The following is a 17,049-nucleotide window of genomic DNA, read 5'->3' as shown; positions in this document are numbered from 1 at the left end:
TCCTAATGCGATACCCAGTCCTAGTATAGGTTGTCTGAATTTGATTATGCTCATGGTGTTCCTTGAAAACCAGGGGGGAGATTGTCTGGCCCTGGTGTCGCCGAAGTGTTGCAGAGCGGAAGAATCGTGCCTTGGTATAGCCTTTGATCCAACGCGTTATTATTAACGTCGCATAAGAATTTATTGCGATTTGCAGCCCCAGCATCAGCTGAATAGATTCCTTTCGTAGGGCCAGGGTTAGTCCAATTGACTTCCGTGATACCCCACTCGTTAAGTTTGGATTGAAGAAGCTGTATTTTCCTACTTGTACCTGGAGCGGTTTTTTGGTATTTGGCAGTGTGATCGTCCTCATCCTCGTGCTCAGGGATTTTATTGAAATCTTCGAGGAGCTTTTCTATTTCGCTCAGTGGATGAACGGCGCCTGTTCCACCGATTTCGGCGAATAGCGCGTACATTCTTTTTTCCATTTCAAGCGTACGCGCTTCGTTGAGTTGCCAGTTGCCGTGCCTGTAGGTGTAGTCTGGATGACTCAAACTAGCGCCATGGCCCATGCCAAAAGTTAGGTCGTATGGCACGTTATTCGCGTCGCGATGTGCAAAGGTATCGGCGAACGAATGCATGAACTCACCCAGGAACTGCAGTCTGGTTCCACGTTTGCACACCACGTTTTCATCAAATCCACTCAGATCGGCAGCAGCGTAAAGGCGTTGTAACTGCTCGTTTAGTGAAGGCCCCACATAATCGGTACTGTCGGGGGCCGAACCGTAATCAAATATTCCGCCTTTTATCAATCCAGTGTTTGGATCCACATAAGACGTCACAGCCGTAAAGTGGTAGGTCAGCAATCTGGTTCGGTGTTCGTTTCCGAGGCCGTGTTCAAGGTTTAGAGGTTTTGTCAGGGGGTTATCGTCGACATATTGCGACGCGAGCGCCACAATTCGAGCTTCTTCCGGGGTTAGTCCTGCAGCGATGCCCAGGAACATCGTCATGTAATAGTGGATGTCGCTCTGGTACAGCCCCAGCGGATCGATCCGGGTCAGTGGATTCGAACCCACGTATACGTAAGGGTTGATTCCACCCTGGAGTCCTAGCGGATCCGGACTGGTATAGCGTCCCAGTTCGGGATCGTAGTCGCGCAGGTAGTTCTGCGACAGGCCCGTCTCGGCGTCGTACACCTGGCCCGGCAGGCGCAGGTTCATCTCGAATGGCCGGCCGCTCGCAGCGGACAGGTCGGCGTGCAGGATCTGTGCTTTGCCGAATGCAGTGGTACTGGCCTGCCAGACAATATTCCGGGCGCCGTCGCTTACCGCCTGCGGTGTGCCGAGATGGTCGGTATGGATGGCGTACACGTGGGCGGCGCTGTCCGGGCCGCCCCATATCGACGTGCGTAATCGGCTCAGCCAGCCGCGGTTCGGGGGCATGTCGATCCTGGCGACCGGTTTGCCGTGCAAATACACATAGTGGGCGGTGATATGGCCTTCGCTGTCCGCCTCGGCGGCCAGGCGCTGGTCGCGGTATAAACTGTAGGTAGTGACACTCTTGCGGCCTGTCACAGCGGCGGTGCGAACGAAGCCAGTCGCCGCCACTGGCGGGGCATACACCGTCTTGGCTGAACGCTCGCCGTCGGCGTTGTAGCGATAGGCGGCAAGCAGTTCGCCATCGGTGCCGTAAACGGCAATCGGCCTGTGCGCGGCGTTATACACGATGCGGCGGCTGCGTTGCTGTGCCATATCGGGCTGGCCAGATGCCGGCGGGAACGCGATCTGCGCCATCGGGAGGCCGCCTGGCCTGTAGAACAGGCCGGTTTCGGCGGCCTTCCCGTCCTGGCGATCCGCTGCGCGCGCCACGCCCAGGAGGCGGTTGCTGCCTTCTGCATACAGGTAGGTGCGCGCCATTGGCGCCTGGCCCGCATTGCCGGCGTTCACCTTGGTCAACATGGGCTCGCCCCGCTCCGCCGTGCGGTTGCCGCCCTTGTCATAGGCGTAGTGCAACATGGCGCCGCTGTCGGTTGCAATGGTGGTCAATTGGTCGAGCGCGTCATAGCCATAGCTTTCGCTGCGTGCCTGCGCGGCGCCAGATCCGCTTGCGCCAAGCTGGCGCGTGATGGCTGTAAGGCGGTCCGCCGCGTCGTAACGATTCGCCTGGCCATACAACACCCGCGGCTGCGCTGCTTCGTGCGCGCCGAACCAGGCCATCATGCGCGTCCACCAGCGGCGCGCGTCGGGGGCAGCGCCGACTGCTGCCAGTTCGGCCGTGCGTCCGCGTGCATCGAGCACGATGCGTTGCTGCACGCCGTTGGCATGGGTATAGCCGGTCAAGCCGCCCGCTACGCTCTGCCTGATGCCGGTGACAAGTGCTTCGTCATCGAACAGGATGGCTTCCAGCTGGCCGCCGGCCTTGGCATACCGATAGGACAGGCTGTGGCCGTCCGGCAGGGTCTGGCGCAGCAGGCGTCCCGCTTCGTCGTATTCGCTGGCGGTGATGAACTGCAGCGGTGGCTGGCCCGGGGCAGCGTCCATGCGCGCCATGCTGCGGCGCTCCTCGAGCACCTGCCCGATGGCATCGTGGCGATACAGGATACGTTCCGTTGCGTGCTCGGCCTTGCCGTCAGGTGTGGCCAGCACTTCCACCAGCCTGCGTCCCAGGTATCGGTACTGCACCAGGCCGGCTATCTTGTCGGAGCCGACGCTCAGCATGCGCCCCTGCACGTCGTAGGCAAAGCGCGTGATTGCGCCGCGGCCATCCGAACGCACGAGCAGGCGTCCCGCCGCGTCGTAGTAGAACAGGTCGATGCCACGGTCGCCGTTAACCTCGAGCATCTTGCGGCCGAAGTCATCGTAGCGGCGCTGGGTTGTCACGCCTTTTGCGTCCGTTACCTTGATCTGCCTGCCGTGGACGTCGTAGGCAAAGCCGATCGTGCTGGCCTCGGGCGTGCCGGCGCCGCTGGTCATGCTGATCAGCTGGCCCCAGGCGTCGTATGCGAATTGCGTGCCGATCCTCAGCGCATTTGTCAGCCGCGCGACCTGCCCTGCATCGGTATATGAAACGCTTCCTTGCGCGCCCAGGCCATCTGCGGTCGCCGCAAGGCGGTTACGTGCATTGAAGCCGAATTGGGCCCGGCCGGTAAGCTGGTCCTGGGCGCTGTACATGGCTGCTTCCTGCTGGCGCCCCTCGGTGTCCACGGTGGCGACCAGCTTGCTGCCGTCCGGCAGGATACGGTGCGTGATGCGGCCGGCCGCGTCATGGACATAGCGGCTGGTCAGGTTGCCGGGCTGGGTCACACTGAGCAGACGCCCGTTCGGACCATAGCTGTAGCGGATGGTGCGCGATTGCGGGCCGCTGCCGTCGGCCAGGGTGCTGTCGATGCGCACTTCCTCGGGCTGTCCGCGCCAATTGTGGCGTATGGTGACGGTCTGGCTCCCGGCCTCGTCACGGGTGCGCATCGCGGTCAGGCGCAGGGCGCTGTCGCGCGCCAGGAATTCGGTGACCACGTTGCCTGGCGCGATCGTGCGTAGAGGCATCTTGGTGCGGGTGTCGTATTCGGTGCGGCTGATGTCGCTGTTCGACGGGCCGGCCTTGCCAGCCGCATTGGGCAGGGGACCATCGATTTCGATCCGCTGGCCATATCCGTCATAGCGATAGCCAATGCGCCGTTCGATGACGCCGGCTATACCCGTGCCTTCGAAAGTCGGCAGGAAGCCGTGTTCCGTCACCGAGGCTGGCTGTCCCTGTGCAGCGCCGGTTTCGACATACACAATTTCCGTTACGTATTCTTTCCCGGGGACGACACTGGGCCGGATGATCCGTGCCGGGGAATCGCTGTTTCCTGCGTACTCGAAGCGCATCTTCCATTTGCCGGCAAGCGGTTTGCCGTTGGCATAGGAGTGATGGGATACGATATGCGGACGCCCCTGGGCGTCGTACTGGGTGCTCTCGGCCGACAGCACGGTGCCTTTTGAATCCAGCTTCATCATGGCCACCAGGCGCCCTGCGTCATCGTAGCCATAGCGCACATTCGTTTCGCCACAGGTAACGCAGCCGGCGCCGAGCGCTTCCAGCAAACGGTACTGCCCGGCGATGATGGCGTGGCGGTAGACGGTTTTCTGACCCAGGCTGTTGGTCAGCGTGGTCGTGCCCGCGCCATGCTCGAGCGTGATCTGCTGCACGCCGGTGCCTGCCACCAGGCGCGCCGGCTGCAGCGGCTTGCCGTCGTTGCCACGCGCCAGGCGCGCCGGATAACCCTTCACGCTCAGGTTGCCCTTGCCGTTGTTGTCGTAGCCATAGGTCGATACGCGCTGCCATTCGACTTTTCCTGCGGCGTTCGTGGCCAGCTCGCTGATGCCCGTCAGGTAGGTCGGGAAACCCGGGCTCTCGTAGTGGTAGGTGCGCGCGCCGGTGGGCATCTCCACCTTGACCAGGTTGGCCAGCAGCGTGCTGGCTGCAACTTGCGCGCCCTTCGGGGCCGGGCTGCCGTAGCGATAGCGGAAGGTGCCGACCGGGCTGACGATGCCCTGCACGCCGCGGAAAGCCGTGCCCGCTGCGCTTTGCGCCTTGTCGAGGTACTGCAGTTGCAGGCGCCGCCCCTGCGGATCGGTCACGCTCACCAGCAAGCCGCGCGCGTCGTGCTGCAGGCTGACGAACTGGCCGCCCGGCGCCAGGATCTGCACCAGCTTGCCGCGGCTGTCGAAGCTCAGTTCGCGGCCGTTGATCCAGCGCCAGACGTATTCTTCGCCCCTGGCCGTCCTGCGCACCGAGATGCGGCCATCGGCCGGATTGTCGCTGGCGCACAGGCTCGGGTCGCGCGCGTCGCGATTGAAGATGATGCGGCTGCCGTCGGCCTGCACCACCTGCAGGGTGCGGCCCGACACGTACAGGTCGGTCTCGTACGACAGCTTCCAGCCGCGCCCGACCAGGTTGGTGGAGGCGCCCGGGCCGCTCAGGGAACTGTTGTAGTGGCGGACGATCTCCAGGCCCAGCACGCCCGGCAGCGGCGCCATGTCGACTTCGCGCTGGTATTTGTTGCCGTTGATGATATTGATCGGATTGCCGGCGCCGACGTTCACGCCGGTGCTGCCGCCCATGGCCGCTGGACCCGCGCCGCCGCAGGTTGCGCCGCCGGGACCGGGGCCGCAGGTGCCGGGCGGATTGGTTGGCGGGGTGGGCGTGCCCGGCGCACAGCTGCTGTTCGGCGGGCAGACGGGCGTGCCGGGCAGTCCCGGGATGCCCGGGCTGCCGATCGGCGGCAGTTGGGCGCGCGCAGGCGCGCCGGCCATCGACAGGGCCGACAGGACGCCGAGTGCGGCAGCGAGCCGGATGCATGAGGTGCGCATGAATGTCCTGTTCATCAAACCACCGGGCAGATCGGGCAATCCGGCCCCGTGCAGGGCGCGTTCGGGTCCACCGGATCGGGCGGCACTTCCTCGTTGCAGGCGATCCCGGTGCACGGCGGCGACGGCGTGTCGCTCACCGGCGGGTCGCCCGGATTGGTCGGGTTGCCGCCGTTGCCGGTGCCCGGCGCACTGATCGGCGAGCCTTCGATGGCGTCGGACTGCATGTGCAGCGTCACGTTGGTGACGACCGGGATGCCCCCCGACTGCACGATCCGGGTGTAGGCGGCGTCGTTGCGCGGATCGGCCGCCTTCAGGTAGGCGCTGAAGATGGTCCTGGCGAGCGGGATGGTGGGCGTGTAGCTGTGGACGATGCGCAGCTTGAGCAGGTTGGCATCCTGGATGGTCTGGCCGGAAGCGCTGTCTACCGACGGGGTCTTGAAGGCCAGCCGCGAGTTGGGAATCACGCGCAGGGAATTGGTGTTGTACTTGGCTTGCAGCCTCGGATCATTGTAGGTATCGAAGCTTTCCCTGGTCGGGTTCAGGATGGCGACATCGCTGAGCCCGACCGCCGTTGCCGCCTTGCCCGCCGACTCGGCCAGCTCGGCCGGATTCGTGCCGCCGCCGTACAGCGGGATCAGCGCCTTGGCGTATTCCGCCTTGATGGTGCCGAGATTCGCATGACCGAGGCTGCCGGCGCGCGCCGCCATGAAGCTGGCATGGTTGATCTGGCTCTTGGCGAAGAACAGCTGCGCGTACTGGATGATGCCGAGGCCGATCACGGCGATGATCGGGCTGACCACGACGAATTCGACCATCGCCAGGCCGCCCTGGGCGTGCGTGCGCACCCGCGGCCGTACTGCGGGGGCCAGGCCCGGATGATCGAGGCGGTCGCCGGGCCGGATGCCGAGGCGCCCGATGGCGCCGGCCGCCAGTTCCAGCGTGTGGCGCGCCCCCGAGCGCGGATCGGCGGCGCTGGCGCGCCAGGGTTTCACGCGCGGCACGCATTTGACCACGGCGCCGGCGGCGTCGAGGTAGACCACGTCGATGGCCTGGCGCATGAAGGCGCAGTGCACGCTGGCGCAGCGCGTGAGCAGCAGGCCGGCGTCCGGCGCCAGCGGCGGCGCCAGCATCAGGCCGCGCAGGCGGGTCAGGAAACCGTCGGCCAGCGCCACGCGCAAGGGGTGGGCGCCGCTGGCCGTGTGCAGGAGGATGGGGCGCTCGGTCATGGTCTTACAGTCCGTCGTGGATGAACTTCATCGCGATCGGGAAGAACAGCACGATGAAGGTGCAGGGGAAGATAAAGGCGATCAGCGGGAACAGCAGCTTCACCGGCGCTTCCATCGCCAGCTTCTCGGCGCGCAGGAAGCGCTCGCTGCGGCGCTGGTCGGCCTGGGCGCGCAGCACCGGGCCCAGGTTCATGCCCATGCTCTCGGCCTGGATCACGGCGCCGGTGAAGGTGCTCACGCCCGGCTCGTTGAGGCGCTCGGCCATGCCACGCAGGGCGTCGGCGCGGCTCTTGCCGGCGCGGATGTCGCGCAGCACGCGCTGCATCTCGTCGCGCAGCACGCCTTTCGGGCCGCGCGCCACCGCCTGGCTGAGGGCGCCCTGCAGGTTCAGGCCCGCTTCCACGCACAGGGTCACGATGTCGAGGTAAAAGGGCAGGCTTTTCAGCAGTTCGCTGCGGCGCTGGACCAGGCGGTCGCGCAGCCAGATCGCCGGGTACACATAGCCGCACACGGCGCCGAACCAGGCCGCCCACAGGTAGGCGTCCAGGCCGATGTTCTCGGCCAGGGCGCCGGGCTGGTCGAACGAGCCCAGGATCCAGCAGCAGACCAGCGCCAGCAGGATGGCGGCGACCAGGCGCGCGGCCAGGAACTGGCTCGGCGACAGCGAGAAGTCGAGGCCGGCCTTGCGCAGTTTGCCTTGCAAGGCCTGGTGCGACTTGTCCGGCACCAGCGGGTCGATGAAGTAGGCGAGCGCATGGATCGGCCACCACAGCAGGCGAAAGCCGAGCGGCGGCGGGTCCTTGTATTCGCGGTCCTCGGGCGGCACGCTGGCCACGGCGCGGCTGGCCAGCCAGCCGACCAGCGCCGCGGCCAGGCCGATCAGGATGGCCAGCAGCAGGAGTACGGTGTTCGAATGCGAGAGCAGGAAATTTTGCATGGCGAAGTGTCGAATGACGATCAGACGTCGATGGCGACGATCCGGCGGATCACGTAGACGCCCAGGCCTTCGAGCACGCCGATCACCGCCAGCGTGGCCCAGCCGATACGGTCGTGCCACAGGAAGTACATGGCTTCGGGTTCCATCTTGTTCAGCACCAGCATCAGGGCCAAGGGCAGCGCGCCGACCACCCAGGCCTGCAGCTTGCCCTGGGCGGTGAGGGCGCCGATCTTGCCTTCCATTTGCAGGCGGCTGCGCACCGTGTGCGCGGTGCGTTCCAGTGTTTCGGCCAGGCCGCCACCGGTCTCGGTGGCGATGCGCATGGCCGACACGACCAGCGTGGTGGTCTGGGTCGGCACCCGGCGCGCCAGGTTGGACAGGCTTTGCTCGAGCTGCAGGCCGAGGCGCTGTTCGCGCAGCAGCAGGGTGAACTCCTGGCCCAGCGGGCCCGTGGTCTCGGTCACCAGCTGGGCGATGGCGGCGTTCAGGCCGATACCGGCGCGCATGCCGCCGGCCAGCATCATCAGGGCGTCGGGCAGCTGTTCCTCGAACTGGCGCATGCGCCGCTTGCGCATCCAGGCATACAGCGTGCGCGGCAGCAGCGCCATGAACAGCAGCACCGGCACGCCGAGCAGCGCGCTGCCGGTGAGGATCGATACCAGCAACGGCACCAGCGCCATGCCGGCCAGGTTGACGACGAACAGCTTGCGCGGATCGATGAACAGGAAGAATTCCCTGGCCTTGAAGCCGGCGCTCTTCGTGAAGCTGGTGCGGTAGCGCTTCAGCGTGACGGTGCCCATGTCGATCACGAACCAGGCCAATACGGCGCTGGCCAGGGCCACGACCACGGTGTACGACAGCAGGACGGTGGAACTCATCATCGCCGCACCTCGTCATGGCCGCGCTCGTCCACCAATTCGTTCGGGTGCTGGGTGAACAGCTTCATGTCGAGCTCATTGCCCACGGCGCGCAGCTCCTCGTAGAAGGTCGGCACCATGCCGCAACCCGTGAAGTAGCCCTGCACTTTGTGCTCGCCGTGCTCGTCGCGGCCATAGCCGCGGTGCACGAAGCGGAACACGTCCTGCAGCTGGATCTTGCCGCTTTCCATGCCGGTGACCTCGGTGATGCAGGTGACCTTGCGCGAGCCGCAGGCAAAGCGGGTCTGCTGCACCACCAGGTCGACCGCCGAGGTGATCTGCTCGCGGATCGCCGTCAGCGGCAGGTCCATGCCGGCCATCAGCACCATGGTCTCCAGGCGCGCCAGGCCGTCGCGCGGGGTATTCGCGTGCAGTGTGGTGAGCGAGCCTTCGTGGCCGGTGTTCATCGCCTGCAGCATGTCGAGCGCCTCGGCGCCGCGGCATTCGCCGACCACGATGCGGTCGGGCCGCATGCGCAGCGTATTCTTCACCAGGTCGCGGATCGCAACCTGGCCCTTGCCCTCGACGTTGGCCGGGCGCGATTCGAGGCTGATCAGGTGCTCGTGGTGCAGCTGCAGCTCGGCCGCGTCTTCCACCGTGATGATGCGCTCGCCGTCGGGAATGAAGTTCGACAGGATGTTCAGCAGCGTGGTCTTGCCCGAGCCGGTGCCGCCCGAGACGATGATGTTCTTGCGCGCCTCCACGCAGATTTGCAGGAAGGCGGCCATTTCCGGGCTCAGCGCGCCGAAGTCGACCAGGTCCTTCGAAGTCAGCTTGCGCTTGGCGAATTTACGCACCGTCAGGGTCGGTCCCTTCAGCGCCAGCGGCGGGATGATGGCGTTCACGCGCGAGCCGTCCTTCAGGCGCGCATCGACCATCGGCGAGGATTCGTCGATGCGGCGCCCGAGCGGCGCCACGATGCGCTCGATCACGCCGAGCACGGCGCGGTCGCCGGTAAAGGTCAGCGGGTGGCGCTGCAGGCGGCCGTTGCGCTCCACATAGATCTGGTCGTAGCGGTTGACCATGATCTCGGAAATGCTGTCGTCGCCCAGCAGTTCCTCGAGCGGGCCGAGGCCGATGGCTTCGTCGAGCACCTGGCGGCTGAGCAGGGCCGGGTCGAGTTCGCGCGGCAGCTCGCTGCCGAGTTCGCGCATGATCTCGGCGATCAGGCTGCTGGTTTCGCCCCGCAGCTGGGCGTCGGTCATCGACGACACGTCGCGCCGGCGCAGGTCGATCATGTCGAGCAGCTTGTTGTGGATGCGCTTGCGCCACTCGAACTCGAGCTCCTTGATGGGCTGCGCCGACAGCACCATGGGATAGCCGTCGCGCGAGGGGGCGGGCGCGTCGGCCGCCGTGCGCAGGATTTCCTGCTGGGCGCGCGCGGCCTGCGCGCGCGATTCGTTCAGGGCGTCGGTGGCCTGCTGGTTGCGGTGGATCGCGGCGCTCGAGCGCGAGCCCGGCGCGGCGGCCTGCACCAGCACCGGCTGCTCGTGTTCCAGCACGCGCAGGCGGTAGGGGCCGACGCCGATGATGTCGCCGCCGCGCAGCGGCCCGTGCTGGGCGTCGATGCGCTCCTCGTTGACGAACACGCCGCCAAAGGCGCCCATGTCTTCCAGCAGCACGCCGCCGGGGGTGCGGAACAGGCGCGCGTGCTCGCGGCCCACGCGCCAGCTGTCGAGCCGGATCTCGTTGTCGCGGCCCTTGCCGATGACGCAGTCGTCTGGCGCCTGCAGCAGGCGCTGGGTGCCGTCCGGGTCGGTGATTTCGATCTGCAGCATGATATCTCCTTCTTACTGCGTGTTGCGCGGCGCGCCAGCCGGGGCCGTGGCGGGAGCCGGCAGCGATTGTTGCGGCGTCCCGGTTGGCACGCGGTCGGGGCGGTTCGAATCGCTGCCCGGCTGCAGCGGGTCGCTCAGGTAAGGCGAGCGGTCCAGGCGTTCCGACAGGCGCTCGGTGGTTTTCTGAACGCGGTCGACCAGGCCGGGGCTGCGCGAGTCGACCACGGTCGGGGTCACGAACACCACCAGTTCGGTTTCGCGGTTCTGGTAGCGCTTCGAGCGGAACAGCGGTCCCAGCACCGGCAGGTTGCCGAGGAAGGGCACCTTGTCGACGTCGTCGCTGATGTTGCGCTGCAGGAGGCCGGACAGGACCATGGTCTCGCCGTCGCGCGTATTGAACTCGGTCTTGGTGCGGCGCGTCAGCAGGGCCGGGCCGGAGGGCGTGGACACCGACGGGTCGATCGAGCTGACCTCGGATTCGATCACGGCGCGGATGATGCCGTCGCGGCCGACGCGCGGTTCGATCTCGAGCTTGATGCCGTACTGCTTGAACAGGATCGTTACGCCGTTCTGGCTCGCGACCGAATAAGGGAACTCGCCGCCGGCCAGGAAGCTGGCTTTATAGCCGCTGCGCGCCGACAGCTGGGGTTCGGCCAGGATGCTGGCGGTGCCTTGCTGCTCCAGGAACTTGAGCTCGGCCGACAGGCCCAGGTTCAGCGCACCCAGCACGTTCAGCGAGGTCGGGATGGTCGCGGTGCCGTTGCTGTTGCCTGCGCCCGAGCCCGGCGGCGGCGCGTCCGAGATCGGCAAGCCGTTGCCGCCGCCCGGAATGTCGATCATGTAGGGGCCGTCGTGGCCGCGGCGGATCGGTCCCCAGATGCTGCCGATCGCGGCGCCGCCATTGGCGTTCCACTTCAGGCCGATGTCGCGCAGCTCGCTCTTCGGGAACTCGACCACCTTCACGTCCATCATGACCATTTTTTCCCAGCCGATCGCGCTGGTGAAGTTCACGATCTGCGGGTAGCGCTTGGCCAGTTCGGCCACCTTTTCGCGGTCCTCGTCGGACAAGGCGTTGCCTTCGACGATGACCTTGTCGCCGACGACCGAGGTCCTGGCATTCGGGATCGAGGCCATGAAGGCCGCCACGTCGCGTGCGACGCGGGCGATGTCGCCAGGCACGATGTTGACCTTGATGCGCTGGTAGCGCCCATCCTCGTTCCAGATGAACAGCGTCGAGCTGCCGGCGCCGTTGGCGAACAGGATGGTTTCCTTTTCGTCGAGGGCGGCGGCCGACAGGATAGCGCCGTTGCCGACCGCAATGCGCGCCACGCCCGGCGTCGGGAACACACGCGACTCGCCGACGAACATCTCGATTTCCGGAATCTGGCTGTCGTCCTCGGTTTTCTTCACCGGCGCGTACGGGGTAGTCTTGGCGGCGTCGCGGCGCGCGCCCGGTTTCGCGCGCAGGATCTCGCCGGCGGTGTCGCGGCGCGCCGCGGCCGGATTGGGGGAAGTGGCGCCGGTGATCGGCGCCGGCGCCAGGGCCGGCGAAGTGTGCGCCGGGACGGCCTGGGCGGTGGAAACGGAGGCGGTGCCCGAGCAGGCCAGGCCCAGGCAAATGGCAACGGCGCTGCGCAGCGGGGCGCCTGTTGCACGGCGGTGGTTCAGGATGGTCAATGTCATGGGTGCGGTTGGTGGGAAGTTATCGCCGCGGCCGTGCTGCCCGGCCGCGGCGCGGGATCAGAATTCAGTGTTGGCTTGTGCGACGACCGGGGCCGATGCCGGGACCGGGGCGGGGGCGCCTGACGCGGCCGGCGCCGTAGGTGCCGGTTCGGGCTCCGGCGCCGCTGCGCGTCCGCCCAGGCGCAGTGCGCCGGGCGGTACCGCGTTCAGGTTGCCGCCGTACAGGACCGGTACCTGGCGCGCGGCGCGCACGCGGCGCGTACCGCCTTGCGGCGCCGGGTTGGTCAGGCCCAGCAGTGCGGCCACGTCGTACTGGCCGGGAAGGGCTGCCTTGTCCTGAGGGTTGCGCAGCAGGGCGGTCAGGCGTCCGGCATCGCGCGCCGCGATCAGGAGCCTGGCCTGTTCGGGGGTGGTGTCGATGGTGACGGTGGTGTACTGGCGCTCGCCGCCGGTCTTCGGATCGTCCTGGGAGCGCTGGCCGGTGGCCATTACGGTCACGCTTTGCATCACCGGGAAGGTCGACTTCTTGCCGTTGCGGTCGAGCGTGGCCAGCAGGTCGACCGTGTCGCCCGGCTCCAGCATGCCGGAGATCGAATTGATCTCGTCCACCGGCACCGTCATGGCGCGCCGCCCGGCGGCGACATTCGCCGAGAAGGTCGGCACGCGCGCGGTTTCCATCAGGCCCCAGAGGATCATTTCGCCGCTTTTCACCGGGTAGGCCAGGCGCTGGCCGTCGACCCGTTCGAAGTCCTCGGGCGAGAGCGCGACCGAGTGCGCGAATTCGGCCGGGATCGGACGCAGGGCCATGTTCTCGGCCGACAGTACCTCGCCCTTCGGAATGTCGTTCTTGGCGACGATGACGGTAATGGTCTTGCCCTTGGCGCTGTTCTCGATGGCCTGCATCTGGCGGTTCAGGTAGCTGCGCGCCGACATCGCGGCCAGGCCGCCGATGGTGAGGGCGACCAGCAGCAGGGCCCAGGTGCGGTTCGGCCGCAGGCGGCGGATATGGGTAACGGTGGCTGTGGCTTTGGCTGCGAGGTTCATGATTTACGTGGGCAGGGAAATGGAATGGGTAAAGCGCTGGTAGGCCTTTTCGAAACCGTCGAGCAGGATCTGGATCGTGTTGCGCGAGCCTGCGCCGTTGTCGCTGCCGGGGACCGGCAGGAACAGGGCCACGGCCAGGGCCGCGCAGGTGACGACATATTCCATCGTCGACTGGCCGCGCTGGCGCCCGTGCGCCGGACGGCGCAAGCGTTGCTGTGTCATTTGCGTTCCTCCACAAGATTGACGGTCTGGACCACGATGGCGCTGCCCGCCTCCTCGCCGGGGCGGATGACGGCCATGGCTTCCTTGTTCTTCCCCTTGAAGAACAGGGTGTGGCCGTTCGCTACCTCGGCCGGCACCCCCAGCGTGCGCGCCTGGCTCGGCGCCGCCTCGCGCTCGAGGATGTAGCCTTCGGCTTCGAGCCGCCTGACCAGGTGGTCGCGGTTCAGCTGCTGGCTGTGGCCGTTGGTGGCCAGGATGTAGGCGGTGGCGCGCCCGCGCTCGGTGGAGCTGAGCTGGTTCATCAGGCGGCTGCCGTTCGGCAGGCGCGCCAGCATGCGCTCGTTGATGGCGCGCGTGGCGTCGCGCTGTTCATAGGCCGTCTTCAGGTTCGCGACGGTGACCGTGCCGCGGGTGCCTCCGCGCTCGCCCGGCAGCGCTTCGAGCATCACCGATACGTAGTAGTCGCCCTCGGCCCGGCCCAGCACCAGCTTGCCTTGTACGTTGTTCTCGACCAGCGGCTGGCCGAGGCTGGTGCGGAACCAGGCCGCCGTGTCCAGCGGTGCGGTGCGGGTGACGAAGCCCTGCATGCGCGTCGGGGTGCCGTTCACGGACATCTGTTCGCCGAGCTGGTAGGGGGTGGCGCCGGAAGGAAGAGCCACGCGCGGCCAGGCTGGAGACGATGCGGCGGCAGCCAGGGGCAGCAGGCTCAACGCGGATACGAGAACCAGACCCAGCGCGCTTGCCAGTCGGATAAACAGTACAACGCCCATCATTGCCCTGTCCTCGGCCGCACGATGCGGTCGGCCGGCACGACTTCTTTCCAGTAGTCGAGTTCGCCGAGTTTCGGGCCGCAATGGGAGAAACAGCCGGACGGACTTTCCATGACCACGACGGCAGCCTCGATAACCGGCGGCAGGAACTCGAACAACGGGAGCTTGAAGGTCGAGCCTGTGTTGATTTCCGCGCTGTCGATACGGCTGGCGGTCTGGTCGGGATCTTTCGCTGTCCAGCCATCCGGCACCAGGTCCACGTGACGCCGGATCACCAGGTCGAGCGATTTCAGGCGCTCGTAGCTTTTCGTCGGCCCGGTCAGCGAATCGGGCAGGTTGGCCACGCTGACGCTGACGTTGCCGCGGAAGACGCCGCGCGCCTTGACGCCCAGTGCATCGTGACGGATGAAGATGGCGCCTTCGTTTACACCGCGGAAACCGGCGCCGCGGTCGGGGCTCGCGCTTTCGCCGAAGCTGATGCGCACATCGCTGTCGAAGTTGCGGATCAGCGCATTGTCCAGCGGGTCGCGCCAGAACAGATTCTGGTGGGCCTTGAAGTCGCCCGGCGTGTCGTTCGTCTTGATCGGCGCCGTCGGATTGCTGAAGAAGCGGCGCCGCACTTCGCCGGCCAGCTCGCCGTTCGGCTTCCAGTTGCCGCCGTTCGCATCGTTGCGCACGGTGGCGTCGAAGGCCACGTAGCGTGCGGCCATGTCGGTGGCGTGTGCGATGTCCTGGTACTTCGCGATCATCGGCAGCAGCAGCAGGAAGGGCACCAGGATCAGCGCCAGGCCAAGGAATTCGACCAGTGCCTGGCCCGCGGCCGCCGCGCCAGGCGGGAGTCGGCGCGTGCTCATGTCTGCTCCGCCGTGATCGTGAAGCCACCCTTCAGGTAGGGCGCGAAGATGGCTGGATCGGTTTTCATGTCCAGCCTGGCTTCCACCGCGGTCGAGCTTTCCTTGCCGACGGTGCGCTGCAGCGTCACGCCCTCGACGCCGACGGTGGGAATGAAACTGCCTGCCTTGCTGACGCAGCCGTGGATGCCGCCGGCGCCCTGCACCATTTCGCATGCGAGGCCGGCAATGTTGCGCTTCGGGCCGCCGGCCGGGGCGGGCCCGCCCATTACGCGGCGCAGGGCCGCCATGCGCTCCGCCAGGCGCGGATCGGCCTCGAGCGCGGCCCGGGTCTTTTCCATCTGCTCGCGCCCCGGCGCGGGCGGATGGGCCACGGCATCGGCGTGGGCGCGCGCATCGCAAACGCCATGTGCGGTCTTGCGCACCAGGTCGATCGTGCATTCGCCCTTGGCTGAACTCAGCACGGCGTTGCGCTCCTCGGCTTCCACCAGGCTGCAGTCGTCGGCCATGCGCACCTTGTAGACGACCGCATACACGATCCGCCGGTTCGGGGCGGAATATTCGAATTCGTGCACGCGCAGGGCCTGCTCCGGGAACTCGGAAGGCGCCCGCACCGGCAGGCCGAGGCGTGGATTGGCCGCGATGCAAAAGGCGACCTTTTGCTTCAGGTCGTCCAGGTGGCCTTTGACGCCGGGGCTGGCGCGGTAGTCGTCCTTCAGGTGCGCATAGTGCACGGTGACCGGCTTGCCGCCCTGCGCGAGCGCCAGGTGCGGAGCAGTGGCGGTATCGACGCGCCGTTCGGCGGCGGTCACGGCATGCGCCGCCGTGCTTGCCAGGGACAGGCACAGCACCAGCGAAAGCGCGTGCCGGAACAAATGGGGAGGGGTCATGGTGTCGCTCCTTGCAGTGCCCTGGCGGCCGCTACCGACGCAGCCGAATTGCCGACCAGGTGGACCTGCCAGTAGGGGTTGAACAGGCTGCCGAGTTCGGTGGCGCCATCCGAGTGCTGATGATCGAAAAACACTTCCGAGGTCGACACCGCGGCCAGTATGCCGCGGGCGGGATCGCCGTCGAACACGTCGAGCTGGCCGGTCGGCTTGATGTCCACCTTGTTGCCCGTGGTCCTGGTCTGGCCCTTGTCGCGCGTCAGGCGTACCGCGAACTGCACACGCGGGTCGCCGCGTTTGGATGCATTCGTGCTGTTGGGCGAGTAGGCGAGCGCGGCATCGGAGAGTTCGTAGAAATCCGGCACGCCGTTGTAGCGCCACGCCGTATTCGCCGAGGCCTGGCGGCTACCGCTTCCGAGACCGTAGGTCTTGTTGGTCTTGCATGAGAAAAAGCCCAGGGAGCGGACCTTGAAGTTGGCACTGTCGTTCGCCTGCCAGGAGGTGAAATTCTTGAGCTCGGTCTTGCCGGTGCGCCTGGCTTCGCCGATTGGGATGCTGCAGGGCCAGGGCGACTTCGAATCCCAGGCCCGCTCGCGTACGAAATCGTCGCGGTTCGCGCTGGTCACGATGGCTTCCTTCATGCGCGTACGAGCGTTGCCGCTACGATAGGCGATAAACGGCCGGCTGCCTTCGAACAAATTCCAGTCATCCTTCAGGGGCATCCCGTCGACGGCCACCCTGCCGTCGTTCTGGTAGTTGGCATCGGCCACGCTGCGCATCAGGTCGGTACGTGCCATCGTGAAACCAAGAAACATCGTGTTCTGCATCAGCTTCAGCTGGCGCTTGGCGACGTCCGCCCGGTCAAGAACCAGACTGCCGATATTCCCGACGCTGTTGAAGGCGTTGTTGGCATACCCCACTACTGCGGCGCCGGCCGGATAGGAAAGGGCATAGCACAGGGGAATGTATTCGACCGTGGCCAGGGCGACAGGAATTGAATACTGGGTATAGCAAGCCAGCGGCTTTACGCCTTTGACGTGGCCCTGTGCATACTGCAGCCAGGATGAAATGCTGACCATCTGCGCGATGCTGGCTTCGTTGGCCATCATGGCGCGGTTGGTGTAGGCATCGAAATTCAGTGCGCGCGCATGCATGACGCCGGCACTGTAGGCCACGGCATCGGCAGTATTCACGAGCTTGGTTTTCTCTGCGGTCATCTGGCCGGTGTTGAACACGAAAAAGGTGGCGACGGCCGCGCCCAGCACGACCAGGATGCCGAAGATCATGGCCTGGCCGCGCTGCCGCAAAGGCAGGCGCGCACGGTGGCCTGGCGAGGAAAAGTCGATCATGGTGCGTAGGGGACCTGGGCCGCCATGCCGCCCGAGAGGCGGCATGGCAGGAGGA

Annotated in this window: 12 protein-coding genes; all 12 read right to left on the bottom strand. The window is 66.2% G+C overall.

The window, feature by feature from the left end:
• Window positions 1-50 precede the first annotated feature (50 nt).
• From LK540_RS12705 to LK540_RS12650, 12 genes are read right to left on the bottom strand one after another with little or no spacing between them, the layout of a single operon-like run.
• A complete protein-coding gene (locus tag LK540_RS12705; RefSeq protein WP_229437669.1) occupies window positions 51-5,369 on the bottom strand; it encodes a DUF6765 family protein in 5,319 nt (1,772 codons plus the stop codon).
• Window positions 5,345-6,556 (bottom strand): DUF192 domain-containing protein, encoded by a 1,212-nt coding sequence (locus LK540_RS12700; RefSeq protein WP_229437668.1) that lies wholly within the window; start codon window positions 6,554-6,556, stop codon window positions 5,345-5,347. The genes LK540_RS12705 and LK540_RS12700 overlap by 25 nt, the downstream gene beginning before the upstream one ends.
• A 4-nt stretch (window positions 6,557-6,560) precedes the next feature.
• On the bottom strand, window positions 6,561-7,493 hold the full coding sequence (locus tag LK540_RS12695) for a type II secretion system F family protein (protein WP_229437667.1): 933 nt from the start codon (window positions 7,491-7,493) through the stop codon (window positions 6,561-6,563).
• 20 nt (window positions 7,494-7,513) lie between these two features.
• Window positions 7,514-8,374 (bottom strand): type II secretion system F family protein, encoded by an 861-nt coding sequence (locus LK540_RS12690; RefSeq protein WP_229437666.1) that lies wholly within the window; start codon window positions 8,372-8,374, stop codon window positions 7,514-7,516.
• Complete coding sequence (locus LK540_RS12685; RefSeq protein ID WP_229437665.1) at window positions 8,371-10,188, bottom strand: ATPase, T2SS/T4P/T4SS family; 1,818 nt, start codon at window positions 10,186-10,188, stop codon at window positions 8,371-8,373. The genes LK540_RS12690 and LK540_RS12685 overlap by 4 nt, the downstream gene beginning before the upstream one ends.
• A 12-nt stretch (window positions 10,189-10,200) precedes the next feature.
• Complete coding sequence (locus LK540_RS12680; protein ID WP_229437664.1) at window positions 10,201-11,871, bottom strand: type II and III secretion system protein family protein; 1,671 nt, start codon at window positions 11,869-11,871, stop codon at window positions 10,201-10,203.
• A 57-nt stretch (window positions 11,872-11,928) separates the two neighbouring features.
• Window positions 11,929-12,915 carry a Flp pilus assembly protein CpaB gene (gene cpaB, locus LK540_RS12675; protein ID WP_229437663.1) on the bottom strand — a complete coding sequence of 329 codons (987 nt, stop codon included), beginning with the start codon at window positions 12,913-12,915 and terminating at the stop codon, window positions 11,929-11,931.
• Between the two features lie 3 nt (window positions 12,916-12,918).
• A complete protein-coding gene (locus LK540_RS12670) occupies window positions 12,919-13,137 on the bottom strand; it encodes a hypothetical protein (RefSeq protein WP_229437662.1) in 219 nt (72 codons plus the stop codon).
• Complete coding sequence (locus LK540_RS12665; RefSeq protein ID WP_229437661.1) at window positions 13,134-13,910, bottom strand: hypothetical protein; 777 nt, start codon at window positions 13,908-13,910, stop codon at window positions 13,134-13,136. Before LK540_RS12665 ends, LK540_RS12670 begins: the two co-directional genes overlap by 4 nt.
• The gene (locus LK540_RS12660; RefSeq protein WP_229437660.1) at window positions 13,907-14,761 is read right to left on the bottom strand and encodes a hypothetical protein; all 855 of its coding nucleotides are present in this window, start codon (window positions 14,759-14,761) and stop codon (window positions 13,907-13,909) included. The genes LK540_RS12665 and LK540_RS12660 overlap by 4 nt, the downstream gene beginning before the upstream one ends.
• On the bottom strand, window positions 14,758-15,648 hold the full coding sequence (locus tag LK540_RS12655) for a hypothetical protein (RefSeq protein ID WP_229437659.1): 891 nt from the start codon (window positions 15,646-15,648) through the stop codon (window positions 14,758-14,760). The genes LK540_RS12660 and LK540_RS12655 overlap by 4 nt, the downstream gene beginning before the upstream one ends.
• On the bottom strand, window positions 15,645-16,994 hold the full coding sequence (locus LK540_RS12650; RefSeq protein ID WP_229437658.1) for a pilus assembly protein TadG-related protein: 1,350 nt from the start codon (window positions 16,992-16,994) through the stop codon (window positions 15,645-15,647). The genes LK540_RS12655 and LK540_RS12650 overlap by 4 nt, the downstream gene beginning before the upstream one ends.
• Window positions 16,995-17,049 lie beyond the last annotated feature (55 nt).

It is taken from the genome of Massilia sp. IC2-278 (assembly GCF_020708045.1).
Taxonomy (GTDB): Bacteria; Pseudomonadota; Gammaproteobacteria; order Burkholderiales; family Burkholderiaceae_D; genus Telluria.
Note: the sequence above shows the minus strand (reverse complement) of the source record. Positions and strands in the feature narration are given on the sequence as shown.